This window comes from Nocardia mexicana NBRC 108244 (genome assembly GCF_001613165.1).
Taxonomy (GTDB): Bacteria; Actinomycetota; Actinomycetes; order Mycobacteriales; family Mycobacteriaceae; genus Nocardia; species Nocardia mexicana.
The window spans coordinates 14,827-32,133 of the sequence record NZ_BDBV01000001.1; the positions used below are offsets into that span (position 1 = coordinate 14,827).

The window sequence follows — 17,307 nt, forward strand, 5'->3', positions numbered from 1 at the left end:
ATGACGTGCTCCGCAAATATCCCGTAAATTCGCATTTCAGCGTGCGGATCGGCCCGCCGCCGATGCCGACAATACGGTCGCGGCGGAGTTGCCCGTGAGCTTGCCCACACCGAGTGCCGACGAAGAGCTTTACGACGGCCGGGTGTAACGGTGTTTGACCCCGGCCGGGAAATGCTCCGGATCCGCATGGTCGAACAGGTCGATGACCGGTCGCTGCCGCTCGTCCGGCACATAGTGCGCGAATTCGCTGTTGCGGCGGTGCAGTTCGGCGTGCACGGCGGCGGCAATCCGGTCGGCAAGCTCCGGCGACGGCGCCACCCGAGGCGCCAGCTCGACCTCGACCCGCAGTTCCCTGTCCCGATCGCCGGTCTCCACGGCCCGCAGCACGAACTTTCCGGTCACCTCCTCGCAGATGCCGGGTTGCTCCAGGCCGACGGTGATGTTCTCCGGATAGATGTTGGCGCCGTAGAAGGACACCGTGAAATGGCTGCGGCCGAACACGTAGACGAACGGCAGGTCGGGTCCCGGCGTGGTGGGGCGGATATCGTTGCGCGCCAGGAAATCCAGCAGCCGCCGGTGCTCGAGAATCCCGCCTTCGTCGGCAATGTGATAGCGCAGCAACGGAATTCCTCCGTCCCCGGAAACCACCAGCGTGCCGTCGACGGCCTCGAAATAGCGCCGGTGCGGGTCGTACTGCACCAGTGTCGGCAACCGGGAGGCACCGAACAGGTCGCGCGCCACGGCCGGGCGCTCCGCCAGCAGCCGCCGGATCTCCACCGACAGCGGGGTCTCGTTACCCAGCACCCCGGCATCGGCGGTGCCGTACAGGGAGACGATGTCGGTGCCCGGGTCGATATCGCCGGCCCGCCGCGCCACCAGCGTGCGCCACGCCTCGCTGAACACCTCCCCCGCCGTCACCAGCTTGATCCGATAGTCGGCCCACGGCACCCCCTCGGCGCGGCCGGTATCGATCACGTCCTTGAGAACGGCGGATAGCCCAGCAGCACAACCTGATCGAACAGTGGCGCCAGACCCGGTAGCACGCGCAGGATTTCGCGTTTGTCGTTACCGGGCGCCACCGCCGTCACGGGGTAGCCGCGCGCCGCCAGTTCGCGCACGCAGCCGAGCGTATACAACCCGCCCACCCAGGTGCCCAGCGTGAAGCAGACCACGGCCAGGGTGCGGCGCTCCCCGGCCCGGAATCCGTCGCGGAACACCTGCTCGAACCGGTCGGCGACGACGCGCTCGTCGGCGAGGTCGCGCGGCCACGGCGTCGGCTCCCCCGTCGACCCGGACGACACCGCGATCAGATCGCCGATACGCCCGTCCCGGCACAGCCGCGGGAGCGGGTGACGCCGCAGGTAGCCGGGCTTGTCGACGAGCGGCACTCGGGCGAAGTCGGCGGGCGTGGTCACGGCCGCCGGGTCGATGCCGTGCTCGGCGAGAAAGTCCCGGTAGGCGGGTACGGTCGCGGCGGTTCGAGCGAACAGATCCAGCACGGCCTGTTCCGGACTCCGACTCATGACGTGACCCTACGGCGCACCCGGGGCGCGCACCATCCGTCGCGTCGACCGAGAATTCTCCAGACACGGCCGAGTCTGATTGCTCACGAATAACTGCCTTGTCTAAAGATCTGGCTATCCTGGGAATCGTGAGCTCAGCGACGACACCCACCGGCAAGCGAACCATCGGGCTGATCTGGGCGCAGACTCGCGATCGCGTCATCGGGGCGAACGGCACGGTGCCCTGGAACATTCCGGAGGATCTGCAGCACTTCCAGGACATCATCACCGGCCACACCGTCATCATGGGACGCCGGACGTGGGATGCGCTGCCCGAACAGGCCCGGACCCACCCGGACCGGCGCACGATCGTCCTCACCCACGATCCGCAGTGGTTCGCCGAGGGCGCCGAGCGCGCCGGATCGATGGACGAGGCACTGAGCCTGTCCGACCCCGACGAGGTGTGGGTGATCGGCGGCGGCGAGACCTTCCGCGAGGCACTGCCCTACGCGACGGTGATCTCGGTGACCGAGGTGAGCACCGACGTCAAGGGCGATGTCTACGCCCCCGAGATCTCCGGCGATTTCATCATGGCCTTCACCACCGGCCTCGAAAAGTCCTCCAACGGCAAGGACTACTACGTATTCCGCAGCTACGCCCGCAAGTAGCGGGCCCACGCGGAGCGCCGCCTCAGAGCTGTTTCACGACGGCACCCTGTTCGTCGAGAATCGCGATCGAGGGGGTGCCGTCCATCGCCACCCGCAGCTGTATGCGCGGCCGACCCTGCGGATCACACAGCGTCAGGCCGGTGCCGTTCTCCGTATCGGCGAAAAGCCGCAGCCCCATGGGGTGTTTCGCCTCTTCCACCGGTGTCGCCGGATCGCCCATGTGCCGCATGAACAGCGACGCTCCACCCGTCTTGTCCCGCCATTCGGCCTGCAGATGGATGGCGTCGCCGTTGGGATAGTCCAGCGTGATCGCGGCCCCGTCGGCAGCGGCAATGATGCCGCCCTTCTCATCGCCGTTCTGATCGTTGAACAGCAGATAGGAACCGTCCGGACCGTTCCGTTCCGCCGCCGGATAGGTCTTGCCGCCGAGAATGATCGGGGGTTTGCTCGTCTCGAGGAGAAAACGCTGTCTACCGCGGCGGTCGATCACCTTGAAGGAGCCCTCCGCGGTCGATTCCCCGTCGTCTGCCTTGCCGATCTGCGCCGCGGCGATTCCGGCCCCGACACCCGCTACGGCCGCCACGGTGCCGATGGCGATCGAACGTCTGCCGGTCGTGCCGTGACTTTCCTGCTGATCTTCCACCCTTCGATCATATTGGCGCACTGCCGAATTCGATAGAGAACAGCGCTCCGCCGTCGGATGGGTTCGCGGCCTGTACCCGGGCGCCGTGCAGCGCTGCCACCTGCATCACGATCGCCAGGCCCAGGCCGTGGCCGGGGGTGCGGCGGGCGGTGCGGGAGCGGTAGAAGCGGTCGAAGACGTGCGGTAGGTCCTCCGGGTCGATGCCTGGGCCCCGGTCGCGGACCGTGAGGCGGTTGTCGCGCAGTTCCACGTGTACCGCCGCGCCGGGCGGGCTGAACTTGGCGGCATTGTCGAGCAGGTTCGTGATCGCGCGGGTCAGGCGGGCGGGTGCGCCGCGAATCGTGGTCGGCTCGGCGTCGGTTTCGAATATTACTGCGGGCCAGTGGCTTTCGGCCGTTTGCACGCAGGCGGTGACCAGCGCGTCCAGGCGCAGGTCCTCGAACGGCTCGGTGGCGGCCTCGGGATCTTCCGCGCGAGCGAGGTCGATCAGGTCGGTGACGAGTCCGGACAGTTCCGCGGCCGGGAGTCGCAGCGCGTCGGCGGTCGCGGCCAGCTGCTGCGGGGTGAGCCGGTCGGCGCGGCGCAGCAGGTCGATATTGGTGCGCAGCACGGTCAGCGGTGTGCGCAGCTCGTGCGAGGCGTCGGCGACCAGGCGTCGTTGTGCCGCACGGGAATCGCGCTCCGCCGTCAGCGCCTGATCGAGCTCGTCGAGCATGATGTTGAAGCTGCGGGCCAGCACCGCCAGTTCGTCGGATCCGGCGACGGTGATGTGGCGGCGCGGGTCGCGGGTGGTGGCGACCCGCTGCGCCGCGCGCGTCAACGCCGTCACCGGCGCCAGGGCACGGCGCGCCACGACCACGCCGACCGCGATCGCCAGCACGGTCCCCGCCGCGGCCGCCGCGAGCAACGCCAATCCCACACGGCGCAGGGCCTTGTCGACGGGATCGCTGCGCTGCGCCACCTGCAGGGCCGTGCCCGGCCGCAGCTGGGTGGTGTACACCCGCATGGGATATCCGTCCACGATGCTGTCGCTGAAGTAGGCGGGCTCGGTTCCTGTTGCGGCCGTGCGTGTTTCGTCATCGATCGGGAGCGGCGTGTCCTCCGGGTCGCGGGCGGATTCGATGCGGCCGTCGGCGGCGACCACCTGCACGCAGCTCGGCGCGGCCAGATAGCGGCACGACCCCGAGAACGTCGCGACATCGGGTTCCGCGGCGAACTGGCGGCCGATGCGTGTCGCCTCGCGCCGCAGCCCGGTGTCGAGGGCACTGCGGAATTCGTGCGCGACCACGACGTAAGCGGCCAGGCCCATCCCGGCGAGGGCCACGACCATCGCGAGCACGAAATACCCCGCGAGCCTGGCCCGCAGCGAGCGCGGCCTCACGACGGACCGAGCCGGTAGCCGACGCCGCGCACGGTGTGGATGAGCCGTTGCGTCGCTTCGGATTCCAGCTTGCGCCGCAGATATCGGACGTATACCTCGAGCGAGTTCGACGACGGGCCGAGCTCGCGGCCCCACACCCGTTCGATCAGCAGTTCGCGCGGCAGCGCCTGGCCCGCATTGCGCACCAGCACCTCGAGCAACGCGAATTCGGTTCGGGTGAGCTCGATCTCGCGATCCGCGCGCCACACCCGGCGCGCGGCCGTATCCACGACGAGATCGGCACTGGACAGCACGGCACCGTCGTCGGGATAGGTGCGCCGGACCAGGGCGCGCACCCGGGCCAGCAGTTCGTCCAGGTCGAACGGCTTCACCAGGTAGTCGTCCGCACCGGCGTCGAGTCCGTCGACCCGATCGGCGACGGCGTCGCGCGCGGTGAGCATCAGGATCGGGGTGCGATCGCCGCGGGCACGCAGCCGTCGGCACATGGTGAGCCCGTCCAGGAACGGCATCAGCACGTCCAGCACGACGACCTCGGGCTGCCAGCGCTGCATCTCGGCGAGCCCGGTGGCGCCGTCACCGGCGGCGCGGGTGTCGTAGCCCTCGCTGTCCATGGCGCGCACCAGCGCGTCGCGCACCGCCGCCTCGTCCTCGACCACCAGAACACGCATGTTCGCCGATCATACGTTTTCACGGAATTCTCATCCGGCACCGCAAACCTGTGGCGTATGCGCAGAAAGCTGCTGTTGATTCTTGCCATATGCCTGGTGACTACCGTTGTTGCCGGTCTGACGATGGTGATGAGCCGGACCGAGCGCGGCCGATCGGCCGCGCCGCGGGTGGACGGCAAGCACGTGGTGATCCCGATCGCGGGTGGGGCGGCGGAAATAGACACGGCCACCTTGGCGGTCACCGCGGCCGGGATCGAACTCTCGGCGGGGGCCGCGGTGCCGACAGCGACAACCGCGCAGGAGCGCTCGGCACCGGCGGCCGGGCCCGCACAGGCGGCTGTGTTGGGCCCGGTCAGCGCAATCCACGTCCAAGACGGCGCAGCGACCTGGAACTATCCCGACCGGGGGCTGACCGTCTCGGCCGCGGCCGACCGCGGGCGGCTGCGGGTCGATGTGCGCAGTGATCGCGACGGCAGCCTGGTGTGGCCGGTCACCGGCGGCGATCCGGCCGCACGAACACTGCAGCTGCCGCGCGGCGAGGGCCTGTCGCTGCCGATGCGGGATCCGTTCTGGAATTCCGCCGAGGCGGCTCTGATCAACACAGCCTTGCCGCTGACCTCCGGGTTGACCATGCCGCTGTGGAGCTACACGCTCGGCGATCGAGGCGTCAGCTACCTGGTTCCCACCGATATCGGCAGTGAGCTCGAGGTCACCTCGGAGGACGGGCGGCTGCATGCGCGCGCCCGGCACGACTTCGGTCCGCGAACCGGCGATTACACCGTGACCTTCGCGCTCACCGACTCGTCCCCGGTGGCCGCCGCGCTGGACTACCGCGGTTGGCTCATGGAACACGGGCAGTTTCGGTCACTGGCGGACAAGATCCGCACCAATCCGTCGAACTCGCTGCTGCTCGGCGCCTTTCACGCCTACGTGTTCGGGGACGGGAAGTCGCCGGAGGCCGTGCGGCAGCTGCACGACCTCGGCGTCAGCCGGATGTGGGTCGGCTACGACTCCGGCGCGGATCCGATGTCGGCGGCGGCGATCGACGCGGCGAAGCAGGCCGGATACCTTGCGGGACCCTATGATTCGTACGCCAACGCACAGGATCCGGCCACGGCGGACAATCCCTCGTCCCGCTGGCCCGGCGGCGTCTGGCCGGACGGCTGCGTCCGGAGGGCCGACGGCTCGGCCGAACCCGGGTTCCACGACCGCGGCTGCTACCTGAGTTCGCAAGCGCTGCAGCAGAACCCGCAGCTGTACCGGGATCGGTACGACGCGATGACCGCCAACGGGGCCGACAGCTATTTCCTCGATGTCGATGCCGCGGGCGAGTTCTTCGACGACTACAGCCCGCAGCATCCGATGACCCCCGCGCAGGATCGCCGCAATCGGCTCGACCGCATGCGATGGCTCGCCGAGGACCGTCAGCAGGTGCTCGGCTCGGAGTCCGCGGGCGCCTGGACCGCCCCGGTCTTGGATTTCAGCCACGGCTCGCAGACTCCGGTGAGTGAGCGCCTGTGGCCGTTCATGCGCGACAAGGCCCTCTGGGGCGGATGGGCTCCCGAACGCGCGCCGCGCACCTTCTTCCAACCCGTCGACCTGCCTGCCGACCTGGCCGAGGCCATGTTCGATCCCGCCTACCGCATTCCGCTGCTGGAAACGGCGCTACACGATTCGATCGTCGACGTCGACCGCTGGGAGCTGTCGTATTACAAGCTGCCGCAGCAGCAGACGATGCGCGCATTGACAGCGGTGCTGAACAACACCCCGCTGAATCTCGTTCTCGACCGCGCCACGATTCGCGAGCACGGCCCCGAGATCGCCCGCCTGCAGCAGTTCTTCGCGCCCCTGCACCAAGCCGCGGGCACCCTCCCGATGACCGGCTTCCGGTGGCTCACCGACGATCATCTGGTGCAGCGCACCGTTTTCGGCGACGGCACGCTGACCGTCACCGCCAACTTCGGACAGCAAGGGTACGGCGATCTGCCGGGCGGATGCGTGGACGCGCGGCTGGCCGGAGATGCGGCGCCGCGGCGACTGTGCCCGGGGCGGTGACCGTGCGAGGCACAGCGAGATCTTCCCGGAAACGTCATCGGCCGATCGCCCGGGACGTCGTATTCCTTTTCGGGGCCGGTCTTCTCGCGGCGCTGCTGTTCGGCCACACCTGGGTTCCCGATGCACTGGGCTCCGGCGTCGTGCTCGACAGCGCGGCGCCGTGGCTGGGTGTCGGCGTGCCGGTCCTCGTGCTCGGGGCGCTGGCGTGCCGGTCGCGAATCGGTGTGGCGGCTGCTGTGATTCCGCTGCTGGTGTGGGCTGCTGTCTTCGGATCCTGGTGGGCCGGTGGAAATCCCGCCCCGCCGGGCAGCCCGCACCTCACTCTCGTGACACAGAACCTCTACGCAGGCAACGCGACGCCGGATGCCGCGGCTCGAGCGCTCGGTTCGACAGCGGCAGATCTCGTTGCCCTACAGGAGTTCTCGGCAGGAAATCGGGAGGATGTCGTCGATGCCCTCTCCGACAGCCATCCCTACCGCGTCACCGAGGGAACGGTCGCGCTCTGGAGCCGGTATCCCCTGTCGGACACCACCGTTGCCGATGTCGGCGCGGGGTGGCACCGCGGATTGCGCACCCATGTCGCCATGCCCGCGGGCGACATCGTTGTCTATGTCGTACATCTGCCGTCGATCCGAGTGGGTGACACTGCGATCCGTGACCGGGGTCTGCGGACACTGTCCCGGCAGCTGACCTCCGACACCGCCGAGCGGATCGTCGTGGCGGGCGACTTCAACACCGCCGAGACCGACCGGCACTGGCGAAATTTCGCGCCCGGCTACACCGACGTCCGCACGGGTGGCGGGCCCGGGTTCACCTGGCCCGCAGCCTTTCCCGTCGCCCGGCCCGACCACGTTCTGACCCGGGGTTTCGACAGGACGACAGCGCACGTGTTGCGGACCCCCGGCGCCGACCACCGCGGCATCGCCGTCGACCTCGCTCGGACGGAGTAGATGCGCCCGAAACTCGGGCTCAGCCGGGCTCTCGGGTCCGCCGGAATGTCAGCGCCACCAGGACGGTCAGCACCGCGATGACCACCGCGGCGGCGAAGGCCGCGGTCATCCCCGCGACCAGGACCTCGTGGGGTGATCCCGCGGCGTTCCGCGATGCCGTGCCGAACACCGTCACCAGCACGGCCAGGCCGAGGGTGCCGCCGACCTGCTGCACCGTCTGCAGCGCTCCGCCCGCCGCACCGGCGTCGCTCGGCGCCACATTCGACATGATGATCACGTTCAGCGGCGAGAAGGCCAGGCCGATTCCGACTCCCATGAGGATCATCGCGGCGAGCAGCAGCGGGAAATACGCGGTGCCGGTGGACAACTGGGTCAGCAGCACCAGGCCCGCGGCCATCGACACCGTGCCCGTGACCGTCACCGGCCTGGGACCGAAGCGCGGCAGCAGCCGGGGAATCAGGCGGATCATCGTGAACATCAGCGCGGCCGTCGGCAGGAAGGCGAAACCCGTTGTCAGCGCGCTCATTCCGCGCACCTCCTGCAGATACTGGGTGAGGAAGAAGAACATCGACATGCCCGCCATCGGCCCGAGGAACATATTGGCGTAGGCCGCGGCGCGGTTGCGGTCGGTGAACAGGTGCAGCGGCAGCAGCGGCTGCGGGGCCCGCAGCTCGACGGCGAGGAAGGCGGCGAGCAGAACCGCCCCGGCGGCCAGCGAGATCCCGGTGGCGGCCGCACCCCAGCCGTGCGCGGCGGCGTTGATGAAGCCGTAGACCAGCGCGGCGATACCGGCGGTCGCGGTCACCGCTCCCGGCAGATCCAGCCGGGCGGGCCGGCGCTGCGGCTGCGGCAGGTAGCGCAGCGCCAGCACGACGACCAACAGCCCGAACGGCACGTTGATGAACAGCACCGACCGCCAGCCCAGCCATTCGGTGAGCAGCCCGCCGACGACGAGGCCGATCGCGACCCCGGCGCTGGACATCCCGGAAAACAGTGCCAAGGCCCGAATCCGCGCCTTGGGCTCGCTGAAGGTGGTGGTCAGCAGGGCCAGCGTGCTGGGACCGGCCATGGCCCCGCCGACCCCCTGCACCACCCGGGCGGCCAGCAGCCATCCGGCCGTCGGGGCCAGGCCGCCGACCAGCGACGCGAGGGTGAACAGCGCGGCCCCGGCGACGAACAGCCGCCGTCGGCCGAACAGGTCACCGGCCCGGCCGCCGAGCAGCAGCAGCCCGCCGAACACCAGGGTGTACGCGTTCATCACCCAGGACAGACCGGTGGCGCTGAAGTGCAGGTCGGATCGGATGCGCGGCAGCGCCACGTTCATCACGGTGACATCGAGAATGATCATCAATTGGCAGGTCAGCAGGGTCGCGAGCACGATCCCGGAGCGCAGCCGCGGCGTATCGGCACGGACCTGGGCAGCCGAGGACAAGGTGGGCGTGGTCAAGGAGGCTCCATCGAAGGCGGGAACTAAACGGAGATAGTCTCCGTTTCGGATGGGGATAGCATATGGAGAACACCTCCGCTTACGCAAGCCTAAGCGGAGAATCCATCCGTTTTCCAGTGGAGGATTCGTGGACGCACCGCCGACAGCGACGCCGACGGGACGGCCGATGCGCGCCGACGCACGCCGCAACTACGAGCGCATCATCGACTGCGCGCGCGAGGCCTTCGCCGAGCACGGCCCCGAGGCCCCGCTGGACGACATCGCCCGCCGCGCCGGAGTCGGGCCCGGCACCCTCTACCGCCACTTCCCCAATCGCGACGCGCTCATCGAGGCCGTCTATCGCTCCAGCATCGAGACCCTGGCCGCACGCGCCCACGAGTTCATCGAAACCCTGCCCCCCGCAGAGGCTTTGGAGCAGTGGTTCCGCATGCAGGTCGAGTTCGTCATGGACAAGCGCAGCCTCGCGGCCACCCTGAAGGCCGCGATCGACCGGGGCTCGGAGACCTTCCTGCTCTGCTCGACGCTGATCACCGATGCGGCGGGGGCGGTGCTGGAGACAGCGCGGGGCGCGGGACTGGTCGGCGCCGATATCGAACCGCGGGACCTGCTGCGCCTCGGGCACGGCATCGGGGTCGCGTGCGAGAAGGCGCCGGATGCCGCACCGCGGCTGATCGCGGTCACCCTGGCGGGACTGCGCGCCGCACCCGCCTGAGAGGGCGCGCGGCCACCACGCCGATCAAGAGAGACCGCCGCGCGGCGGCCGACCTCACCCCCGCAACAGTGATGTCGACAACACGACACCGCAACGGCAGCTGAGCATGGCTTGAATTATGTTGCGGCACAGATTATTTCACGCTGAGATCAAACCGAGACCTTACGCGCCCGCGAACAGGTGTTGCCAGTCGATAGCCAATCTTATTACAGTGACACTGCAATAAGACCTCATCGACAGGAGTACACACCTCATGACCACCCCGATCATCGATCTCGGATCCGCCGCCATCAACCTCGCCGACGTCACGACCTCGATCGCGGCCAACGTGACGTACCTGCTGCAGGCATGGGGCCTGCTCTGAGCGACGGCCCGCATCCGCTCGACAAGCATGTGCACTCAGCAGCTTTCATGGCAGTATCGAGTTGCTGATCGTTAACCCTTCCAACCCGCCGAGCAACTCGCACAGGATGGTGACAGTGGAGCCGATCGACCAGCCGCGCTCGGGCGCCGCCGAGATGTGGGGCAAGTTCCGCGCGATGGGCGGAGTGGGGCACCTGATCGACGGCGCGGCCCCCGCCGTCGGATTCCTCATCGGATACGCGACCGCCAACGCCAAGATCGGCGTTCTGATCGCACTGCTGGTAGCCGTCGCGATCGGCGCGTTCCGGCTGCTGAAGGGCGACTCGGTCAAGGTCGTCGCGATCTCGGTGGCGGTGGTGGTGGTCTTCTCGCTGTTCGTCGGGATCACCGGCGAGGGCCGCGGGTTCTACCTGCCGGACCTGCTGATCTGCGCGGTCTGCGCGGCGGCATTCGGGATCACCCTGCTCACCGGCCGCCCGCTGACGCACTGGGTCTGCCGGCGCATCGGGCTCGAGCCCGCCGACGCGGCCGATCCCGCCGCCCGCGTGCGATTGCACCGCCGGGTCACGCTGGCCTGGTTCCTGTTCTGGGCGGTGCACCTGGTGGTGATGGTGCCGCTGTATGTCGCGGACAAGGTGGTGGTGCTCGGCTCGGTGGCCCTGATTCTCGGCAAACCGGCGCTGGTGGTGATGATCGCGGCCACCTTCCTGTGGGTGCGCCGATCGCTGCGGCAGCAACCGGCCCAACCTACGGTCGCGTGATGACCTCCGATACCGACGACGAGAACACCGACATCGACTACCGCTTCACCCTGGCCAACGAGCGGACGTTCCTGGCCTGGATCCGGACCGCGCTGGGCCTGCTCGCGGGCGGTGTCGCGGTGCACACGCTGGTCCAGCCGTTCCATCACACCGGACTGCGGCGGGCCCTGGCGTTGAGCTGCATCGTGCTCGCGGTGGTGCTGTCGGTCGGCGCCTACACCCACTGGCGCGACGTCCAGCGGCGGATGCAGCGGGGCGAGCCCCTCGCCAACACCGTGATGGTGCCGCTGCTCGCCGTGGGCATCGCGGCCGTATCGGTGCTGGCCGCGGTGGCGGTGCTGTACCGATGACCGCGCCCACGCTCGCCGCGGAGCGCACGGCACTGTCGTGGCGCCGCACCGCCGTCGGAGCGATGGGCACGGCGGCCCTTTTCATCCACGCGGCCATCGAGAACGGCTGGCGTGCCGGGGCGGTGGCGCCGATGGCCGCGGCGGTCACGCTGCTCGTGGTCGCGGGTGTGAGTTTCCTGCGCAATCGTTCACTGCAACACGGGCATTGGGGCCACGGCGGCCGGGTGGTCACGATCACGACGGCGGCCGTAGTCGCGGTCACGCTGGTGGCCACGGCGATCGCGAGCACCGATCCCATTATCTGACAAGCAATTCCGAGTTTCCGACACGCGGTACGCCGCCCCAGGTAGGAGGTAGTAAGTGGGTACGACGACAGATCCCAGCAGCTACATCGTCGAACAGCAGCAGCGGGTGACCGCGGAGCTGCCGTTCTCCGACACCACCGATCAGGCCGATGCGGACCGCGGATTCATCGCGGCACTGGAGCCGGGTGTGGTGACCGATGCCGACGGAAACGTGGTGTGGGACAGCGATTCCTACTCGTTCCTGCAGGGCAGCTGCCCGGCGACGGTGAATCCCAGCCTGTGGCGGCAGTCGGGGCTGGTGGTCAAGCAGGGCCTGTACGAGGTCGCCGAGGGGATCTATCAGATCCGCGGGCTGGATCTGTCGAATATGACGCTGATCGAGGGCCGGACCGGCGTGATCGTGATCGATCCGCTGATCTCGCAGGAGACGGCGGCGGCGGGCCTGGCGCTGTACCGCGCGCACCGCGGTGACCGGCCGGTGACGGGATTGATCTACACGCATTCCCACGTGGACCACTTCGGCGGCGCGATGGGCGTGACCACCACCGACGATGTCGACGCCGGGCGGTGCCCGGTACTGGCACCGGCGGGTTTCCTCGAGCACGCGGTGGCGGAGAACGTCTACGCCGGTACGGCCATGGCGCGCCGCGCGGCGTACATGTACGGCGCCGTGCTGCCGCGCGGACCGCACGGTCAGGTGGGAGCCGGTCTGGGACAGACGAATTCGGTGGGCACCATCACCCTGATCGCGCCCACGCTCGACATCACCCACACCGGCCAGGAGGAGACCGTCGACGGGGTGCGCATCGTCTTCCAGATCACGCCCGGTACCGAAGCCCCGGCCGAGATGAACTTCTACTTCCCCGATCACCGCGCGCTGTGCATGGCCGAGAACTCGACGCATACCCTGCACAACCTGCTCACGCTGCGCGGTGCGCTGGTGCGCGACCCGCACGTGTGGGCGAAGTACCTGACCGAGGCGATCAACCTGTTCGCCCGCGACTCCGACGTCGTCTTCGCCTCGCACCACTGGCCGACGTGGGGCACCGAGCGGGCGGTGGAATACCTTCAGCTGCAACGAGATCTGTACGGCTACCTGAACGACCAAACGCTGCGGCGGCTCAATCAGGGCTACGTCGGCGGCGAGATCGCGGAGGCGTTCCAATTGCCGCCCGCGATCGAGAACGCTTGGCACACACACGGTTACTACGGGTCGGTCAGCCACAATGTGAAGGCCGTCTACCAGCGGTACATGGGCTGGTTCGACGGTAATCCGGCACACCTGTGGGAGCATCCGCCGGTCGAATCCGCCAGGCGCCACGTGGATTTCATGGGCGGCGCCGACGAGGTGCTGCGCAAGGCGCGGATCTCCTACGACAACGGCGACTACCGCTGGGTGGCGCAGGTGGTCAACTACGTCGTCTTCGCCGACCCCGGCAACGAGGCGGCGAAGACGCTGCTGGCCTCCTGCTACGACCAGCTCGGGTACGGCGCCGAGAACGCCCCGTGGCGCAACTTCTTCCTGATGGGCGCCTACGAACTGCGCAACGGCAACGTCGGCACCCCGACGAAGACGACCTCGCCGACCATGCTCGCCGCCCTCACCGTGGAGCAGGTCTTCGACGCGCTCGCGCTGCGCCTGGACGGGCCCAAGGCATGGCACGAAAAGGCCATCAGCGATTGGGTTTTCACCGACGAGAACCGGACGCACCGGCTCGAACTGCGCAACGGACTGCTGGTGCACTACGACCGTCTCGACGGCGACCGCCTGGCCCCGGCCGAGGTCACCTTCACCCTGACCCGGTCCACGCTCATCGCGGTGCTGCTGGCGGGCCAGGACCTGCAGGCCGCGCTGCGGTCCGGGGCGATCACCATCGACGGCGACGCGCAGAGCTTCGTGCGCCTGGTGGACCTGTTCGACGAGCCGGACCCGGACTTCGCCATCGTCACGCCCTGATCACGGTGCGGCGCGCCGCGACCCGCACGAAACGCACTGCTTTTGCCGGTAATCGGCCCGGAAGTAGGAGGTTCGACCGTCATGCGAGATACTCTCTCCCCCAAGGCTGTTCACATCTCAACGCGGGTCGTGGCCGCCGCCTACCGGCCCGCTCGGTGTGCCGCCGCGCTCGTGGCCGCGGGGTACCTCGGCACGGCGGGCATCGCACACGCCACGCCCGGCCTGCAGCTCAGCGCCTCGGACAACCTCGTCGTCAACGCGGGATTCGCCGACGGCCTCAGTGGCTGGGACGGGCACGTCTACAACGCGACGGTCGATCCGGCGGGTGCGGCGGTGCACGACAGCGGGTACATCGGCCAGGACGTCAGGGTCAGCAAGGGCGCCACCTATGCCTTCTCCGCGCAGGCCAGCGCCGCCGACCAGGGGTCGGTGCTCGTGCTGGCGCTGGATTCGGGGTCCGGCGTCAACTACGTCAACCAGACGGTGACCTCGACGGCGCCGCAGACCGTCACCGGAACCTTCACCGCCGCCGGGGACACCGCCTACATCGCCTGCCAGGCGACGGGCGGCCCGGGCGGCCGGTGCACCAACTTCAGCATCGTCCCCACGCCGGGCGCGAGCACCGCGTGCACGGGATCGGCGGCCACAGGGTCGGCGAGTGCCGGCTCGGCCTGCGCAGCGTCCGAGGTCAACCCGGCCCTCACGCGTCCCTTCGGCTCTGCCGGGTGACGAAGTCCGCGCACTCCGGGCACTCGGCGATTATCGGGTGGGTGCAGGTGAGAACGTGGGCGAGGAAGTGGTCGGTGGCTTGCAGCAGGTCTATGTGCTCACGGATCTCGGCGCGTTTGCGGGCGATCAGCGTGACCCGGTCCTCGCGGCTGCTCAGCGCGAGGTGACGGATCTGGCTCAGCGACAGCCCGGTGTGCTGCAGGGTCCGGATCAGTCGCGCCTGGTCCAGGGTCTGCTCGTCGTAGGTGCGGTGGCCCGAGGGGCTACGGGGCGGCGCGAGCAGGCCCACCGATTCCCAATGCCGCAGCACGTGCGCGGCGATGCCGAGGGTGGCGGCGGCGTCGCCGATCCTCGAGCCTTCCGTGGTCGTCACGAATTTCCCCTTTACTTCACGTCGACATGAAGTTTTACGGTGCCACCGATGCTAGCGGCGCGCCGAGCCGCCGGGCGAATCGGGAACGGAGAACGACGTGTCAGATCCGGTGAAGGCACCGAGTGTATTCGAATGTTGCTCCGCGGCAGCGGGTTTCGTCTATGGCATGGCCCGGCCGCGGCGGCGTGACGAGCGGCTGCTGCGATCGATCACGGATGCGGGCCTGCCGACGCCGCGCCGCACGGTGACCGTGACCGCGCTGCCGCAGGTCCCGCGGCCGGTTCCGACCCCGGCGATCGTGGAGGGCACCTTCGCGCCCCGGCGGGTCACCAATGCGATGACGTCGTTCGTGGTCGAACATCCGGAGGCGACGTTCCTCGTCGACCCGGGCGTGTGCGCCGACGTCGAACGCCGCGCGATCGCGCAGTTGCCCGCGGTGCTGCGGGCCGCCGTGCGCCCGCCCGAGGCCACCCTCGCGACGGTCGAGGCGCTGCGCGCGGCGCCGGAACTGCCGAGCCCGGACTTCGCGCTGCCCACACACGCGCACTGGGACCACGTGTGCGGCCTGCTGGACATGCCCGGCCTGCCGGTGCACCTACATCGCACCGAGCGCCAGTGGGTGACCGCGGGACCGATCGCGCCCGTGGGCGGGGTCCGGGACTCGCTGCGGGACCGCCCGACCGTCGAATACGAATTGGACGGGCCGCCGGTGCTCACCTTCACCCGCAGCCACGACCTGTTCGGCGACGGCACGGTGGTGCTGGTGGACCTGGCCGGGCACACCCCCGGCAGTGTCGGGTTGCTGTTGCACACTCGGCAGGGCTGGGTCCTGCTGGCCGGTGACGCCGCCTGGCACCATCGGCAGATCGACGCTGTCCGCCAAAAAGCAAGCTACCCGGGCAATTTCGCCGACGCCGATCGCGAGGCGACCTTCCGGACCCTGCATCGACTGCACCTGGCCCGGCACACGGTGCGGATCGTCCCCACACACGACCACGACGCGAGCAGCCGGTTGGCTGTGACCCATGGCCAACTGTCGGACACTGAGACCGCAGAACAGCCGGGGCCCTGATCACTCCCGAGATGCTCGGAGCCTATTGAGAAACGCCTGTGGCACAGCGCCGTTCACTGCGTGGTCGCCCAGTACCGCCGCTTTGTACGCAGCCGGATTGTGCGAAGAGACAGCGCGGGCGTTGCGCCAGTGGCGATCCAGGCCCAGGCGCGTCTTCAATGCGCTGGCGCTGCCCGCGTCGAAGAACTTCCACGCCGCCGCTCCGACGAGTTCGGTGTTCACCACTTGTGTTGCGGCCGAGTCCAAGAGCGCCCGTTGCACGCGCGACGGGGTGGGCTCGGCGTGGAACGCGTCGAGGGCGTCGGCGAGCAGCAGCACGTTCGCCCGCGCCGAATACGCCTTGCTCCGCACCTCCCCCACGATCTGCAGCACCTGGGGGTCCGCGGTCGGCTCGGGGGTGGGCGCCAGCGGATAGGAGCGCGTACGTCCCCGGACCAGCTCGGCGAGGTCGTCGGCGACGGCGCGGGCGATCCCGGCCTGCGTGGCCGAGTGCACGAACTGATAGAAGGCCTCCATGTAGTCGTTGGTGAGCGAATTACGGTGGTGCAGTAGGTAATCCGGATCGACACGGACGGATTCGAAGATCGCGGTGCCGCTGGCGGTCAGCCGCTGCCCGAAGCCGTCCCAATCATCGATGACCGTCACGCCCTCGCTGCGCCGGGGAACGATCGCCGAGACGGGTTCGCCGTCCACGGATACCAGCACGTTGAGCCAATCGGCGTAGAGGCTGCCGGTGGTGTAGTACTTGCGCCCGGTCAGCAGATAGTGGTCGCCGTCGCGCTCGAGCGAAGTCGCCAGGGTCGTCAGGTCCGGGCCGGTCAGTTCGGCGCCGGCCGGGCCGAAGAACGCCCCGTCCGCCGCCGACCGCAGCAGGGCGTCGCGCGCGGTGCCCGGTGCCGCGAAGCGCAGGATCTCGGTGAGTCCGAGGTGGCCGCGAAATATCTGCGCCAGATTGGAATCACCGGCCGCGATGCCGATGAGCGCCTCGGCCAGGGTGCGCACCGACGCGCCGGAACCGCCGTACTCGACCGGCACCCGCAGCGCGCCGGTCCCGGCGCCCAGCAGCTGCGACAGCTGCTCGGTGGGGAGCTTGTGCTCGGCCTCGCGGTCGGCCGCCCCGGCACCGAGACCGGTCGCGACCGCGGCGATGGCCTCCAGGCGGGAACGGATATCCGCACGCGAATCCTCCACTGCGACCATCGGCACTCCGTTCCTCGGCTGCGTTGAACTCGAACCGCTGTATTCGAAACCGCCGTACCCGCGGCACAACAGGTATCCGCTCACGCTGGTCGAAATTGTTTACAGCCCAGCCGCTCTCCCGCACCATGACCTGCGGACCACGGGGGTCTTTCGCCATTTTCTCCTCTACGA

At 69.0% G+C, this 17,307-nt stretch carries 18 protein-coding genes; 10 read left to right on the plus strand and 8 right to left on the minus strand.

Annotation, left to right across the window (positions count from 1 at the left end; translation table 11 throughout):
* Nucleotides 1-129: 129 nt before the first annotated feature.
* Both NM1_RS43430 and NM1_RS43435 read right to left on the minus strand, forming a co-directional pair.
* Nucleotides 130-975, minus strand: a complete 846-nt coding sequence (locus NM1_RS43430) for a phenylacetate--CoA ligase family protein (protein ID WP_211339364.1) — start codon at nt 973-975, stop codon at nt 130-132.
* A complete protein-coding gene (locus tag NM1_RS43435) occupies nt 972-1,523 on the minus strand; it encodes a phenylacetate--CoA ligase family protein (protein ID WP_211339363.1) in 552 nt (183 codons plus the stop codon). Before NM1_RS43435 ends, NM1_RS43430 begins: the two co-directional genes overlap by 4 nt.
* A gap of 128 nt (nt 1,524-1,651) precedes the next feature.
* Between NM1_RS43435 and NM1_RS00075 the strand changes: the two genes are divergently transcribed.
* On the plus strand, nt 1,652-2,170 hold the full coding sequence (locus tag NM1_RS00075) for a dihydrofolate reductase (protein WP_211339362.1): 519 nt from the start codon (nt 1,652-1,654) through the stop codon (nt 2,168-2,170).
* A 22-nt stretch (nt 2,171-2,192) separates the two neighbouring features.
* Here NM1_RS00075 and NM1_RS00080 read toward each other — a convergent pair whose 3' ends face one another.
* Genes NM1_RS00080 through NM1_RS00090 form a run of 3 tightly spaced genes read right to left on the minus strand, consistent with a single transcriptional unit; the run spans nt 2,193 to nt 4,862 of the window.
* A complete protein-coding gene (locus tag NM1_RS00080) occupies nt 2,193-2,813 on the minus strand; it encodes a hypothetical protein (RefSeq protein WP_068012334.1) in 621 nt (206 codons plus the stop codon).
* Nucleotides 2,814-2,820: 7 nt separating this feature from the next.
* Nucleotides 2,821-4,194 carry a HAMP domain-containing sensor histidine kinase gene (locus tag NM1_RS00085; protein WP_246010991.1) on the minus strand — a complete coding sequence of 458 codons (1,374 nt, stop codon included), beginning with the start codon at nt 4,192-4,194 and terminating at the stop codon, nt 2,821-2,823.
* Nucleotides 4,191-4,862, minus strand: coding sequence for a response regulator transcription factor (locus NM1_RS00090; RefSeq protein WP_068012336.1), 672 nt, complete (start codon nt 4,860-4,862; stop codon nt 4,191-4,193). The genes NM1_RS00085 and NM1_RS00090 overlap by 4 nt, the downstream gene beginning before the upstream one ends.
* A 96-nt stretch (nt 4,863-4,958) precedes the next feature.
* Here NM1_RS00090 and NM1_RS00095 point away from each other — a divergent pair, with 96 nt between their 5' ends.
* Both NM1_RS00095 and NM1_RS00100 read left to right on the plus strand, forming a co-directional pair.
* Nucleotides 4,959-6,917, plus strand: coding sequence for a glycoside hydrolase (locus NM1_RS00095; RefSeq protein ID WP_246010989.1), 1,959 nt, complete (start codon nt 4,959-4,961; stop codon nt 6,915-6,917).
* 2 nt (nt 6,918-6,919) lie between these two features.
* On the plus strand, nt 6,920-7,867 hold the full coding sequence (locus NM1_RS00100; RefSeq protein ID WP_169814171.1) for an endonuclease/exonuclease/phosphatase family protein: 948 nt from the start codon (nt 6,920-6,922) through the stop codon (nt 7,865-7,867).
* A 19-nt stretch (nt 7,868-7,886) separates the two neighbouring features.
* On the opposite strand, the gene NM1_RS00105 is transcribed toward NM1_RS00100, so the two are convergent.
* Nucleotides 7,887-9,314 (minus strand): MFS transporter, encoded by a 1,428-nt coding sequence (locus NM1_RS00105; RefSeq protein ID WP_246010987.1) that lies wholly within the window; start codon nt 9,312-9,314, stop codon nt 7,887-7,889.
* Nucleotides 9,315-9,441: 127 nt separating this feature from the next.
* On the opposite strand from NM1_RS00105, the gene NM1_RS00110 reads away from it, so the two are divergent.
* The 6 genes from NM1_RS00110 (at nt 9,442) to NM1_RS00135 (ending at nt 14,491) form a co-directional block, all read left to right on the plus strand.
* Nucleotides 9,442-10,026 carry a TetR/AcrR family transcriptional regulator gene (locus tag NM1_RS00110; RefSeq protein WP_246010985.1) on the plus strand — a complete coding sequence of 195 codons (585 nt, stop codon included), beginning with the start codon at nt 9,442-9,444 and terminating at the stop codon, nt 10,024-10,026.
* A gap of 479 nt (nt 10,027-10,505) precedes the next feature.
* A complete protein-coding gene (locus NM1_RS00115) occupies nt 10,506-11,150 on the plus strand; it encodes a DUF3159 domain-containing protein (RefSeq protein WP_169814172.1) in 645 nt (214 codons plus the stop codon).
* Nucleotides 11,150-11,500: a YidH family protein gene (locus NM1_RS00120; protein ID WP_068012347.1), complete on the plus strand. Its 351-nt coding sequence runs from the start codon at nt 11,150-11,152 to the stop codon at nt 11,498-11,500. The genes NM1_RS00115 and NM1_RS00120 overlap by 1 nt, the downstream gene beginning before the upstream one ends.
* Nucleotides 11,497-11,805 carry a DUF202 domain-containing protein gene (locus NM1_RS00125; RefSeq protein ID WP_068012350.1) on the plus strand — a complete coding sequence of 103 codons (309 nt, stop codon included), beginning with the start codon at nt 11,497-11,499 and terminating at the stop codon, nt 11,803-11,805. The genes NM1_RS00120 and NM1_RS00125 overlap by 4 nt, the downstream gene beginning before the upstream one ends.
* Before the next feature lie 55 nt (nt 11,806-11,860).
* Nucleotides 11,861-13,762: an alkyl/aryl-sulfatase gene (locus NM1_RS00130; protein WP_068012352.1), complete on the plus strand. Its 1,902-nt coding sequence runs from the start codon at nt 11,861-11,863 to the stop codon at nt 13,760-13,762.
* 81 nt (nt 13,763-13,843) lie between these two features.
* Nucleotides 13,844-14,491 carry a carbohydrate binding domain-containing protein gene (locus NM1_RS00135; protein ID WP_114699489.1) on the plus strand — a complete coding sequence of 216 codons (648 nt, stop codon included), beginning with the start codon at nt 13,844-13,846 and terminating at the stop codon, nt 14,489-14,491.
* On the opposite strand, the gene NM1_RS00140 is transcribed toward NM1_RS00135, so the two are convergent.
* Nucleotides 14,463-14,864, minus strand: coding sequence for a MerR family transcriptional regulator (locus tag NM1_RS00140; RefSeq protein ID WP_084519004.1), 402 nt, complete (start codon nt 14,862-14,864; stop codon nt 14,463-14,465). The two genes, NM1_RS00135 and NM1_RS00140, sit on opposite strands and share 29 nt — an antisense overlap.
* Before the next feature lie 166 nt (nt 14,865-15,030).
* Here NM1_RS00140 and NM1_RS00145 point away from each other — a divergent pair, with 166 nt between their 5' ends.
* The gene (locus NM1_RS00145) at nt 15,031-15,936 is read left to right on the plus strand and encodes an MBL fold metallo-hydrolase (protein WP_084519005.1); all 906 of its coding nucleotides are present in this window, start codon (nt 15,031-15,033) and stop codon (nt 15,934-15,936) included.
* Here the strand turns inward: NM1_RS00145 and NM1_RS00150 are convergent, their stop codons facing one another.
* Nucleotides 15,937-17,136, minus strand: a complete 1,200-nt coding sequence (locus NM1_RS00150) for an acyl-CoA dehydrogenase family protein (protein ID WP_068012359.1) — start codon at nt 17,134-17,136, stop codon at nt 15,937-15,939.
* Between the last annotated feature and the right edge of the window lie 171 nt (nt 17,137-17,307).

Excerpts from the sequence above, each read along its gene's own strand:
- NM1_RS43435 (WP_211339363.1), bottom strand. The coding sequence starts at position 1,523 with ATGAGTCGGAGTCCGGAACAGGCCGTGCTGGATCTGTTCGCTCGAACC.
- NM1_RS00090 (WP_068012336.1), bottom strand. The coding sequence starts at position 4,862 with ATGCGTGTTCTGGTGGTCGAGGACGAGGCGGCGGTGCGCGACGCGCTG.
- NM1_RS00120 (WP_068012347.1), top strand. The coding sequence starts at position 11,150 with ATGACCTCCGATACCGACGACGAGAACACCGACATCGACTACCGCTTC.
- NM1_RS00125 (WP_068012350.1), top strand. The coding sequence starts at position 11,497 with ATGACCGCGCCCACGCTCGCCGCGGAGCGCACGGCACTGTCGTGGCGC.
- NM1_RS00135 (WP_114699489.1), top strand. The coding sequence starts at position 13,844 with ATGCGAGATACTCTCTCCCCCAAGGCTGTTCACATCTCAACGCGGGTC.
- NM1_RS00145 (WP_084519005.1), top strand. The coding sequence starts at position 15,031 with ATGGCCCGGCCGCGGCGGCGTGACGAGCGGCTGCTGCGATCGATCACG.
- NM1_RS00150 (WP_068012359.1), bottom strand. The coding sequence starts at position 17,136 with ATGGTCGCAGTGGAGGATTCGCGTGCGGATATCCGTTCCCGCCTGGAG.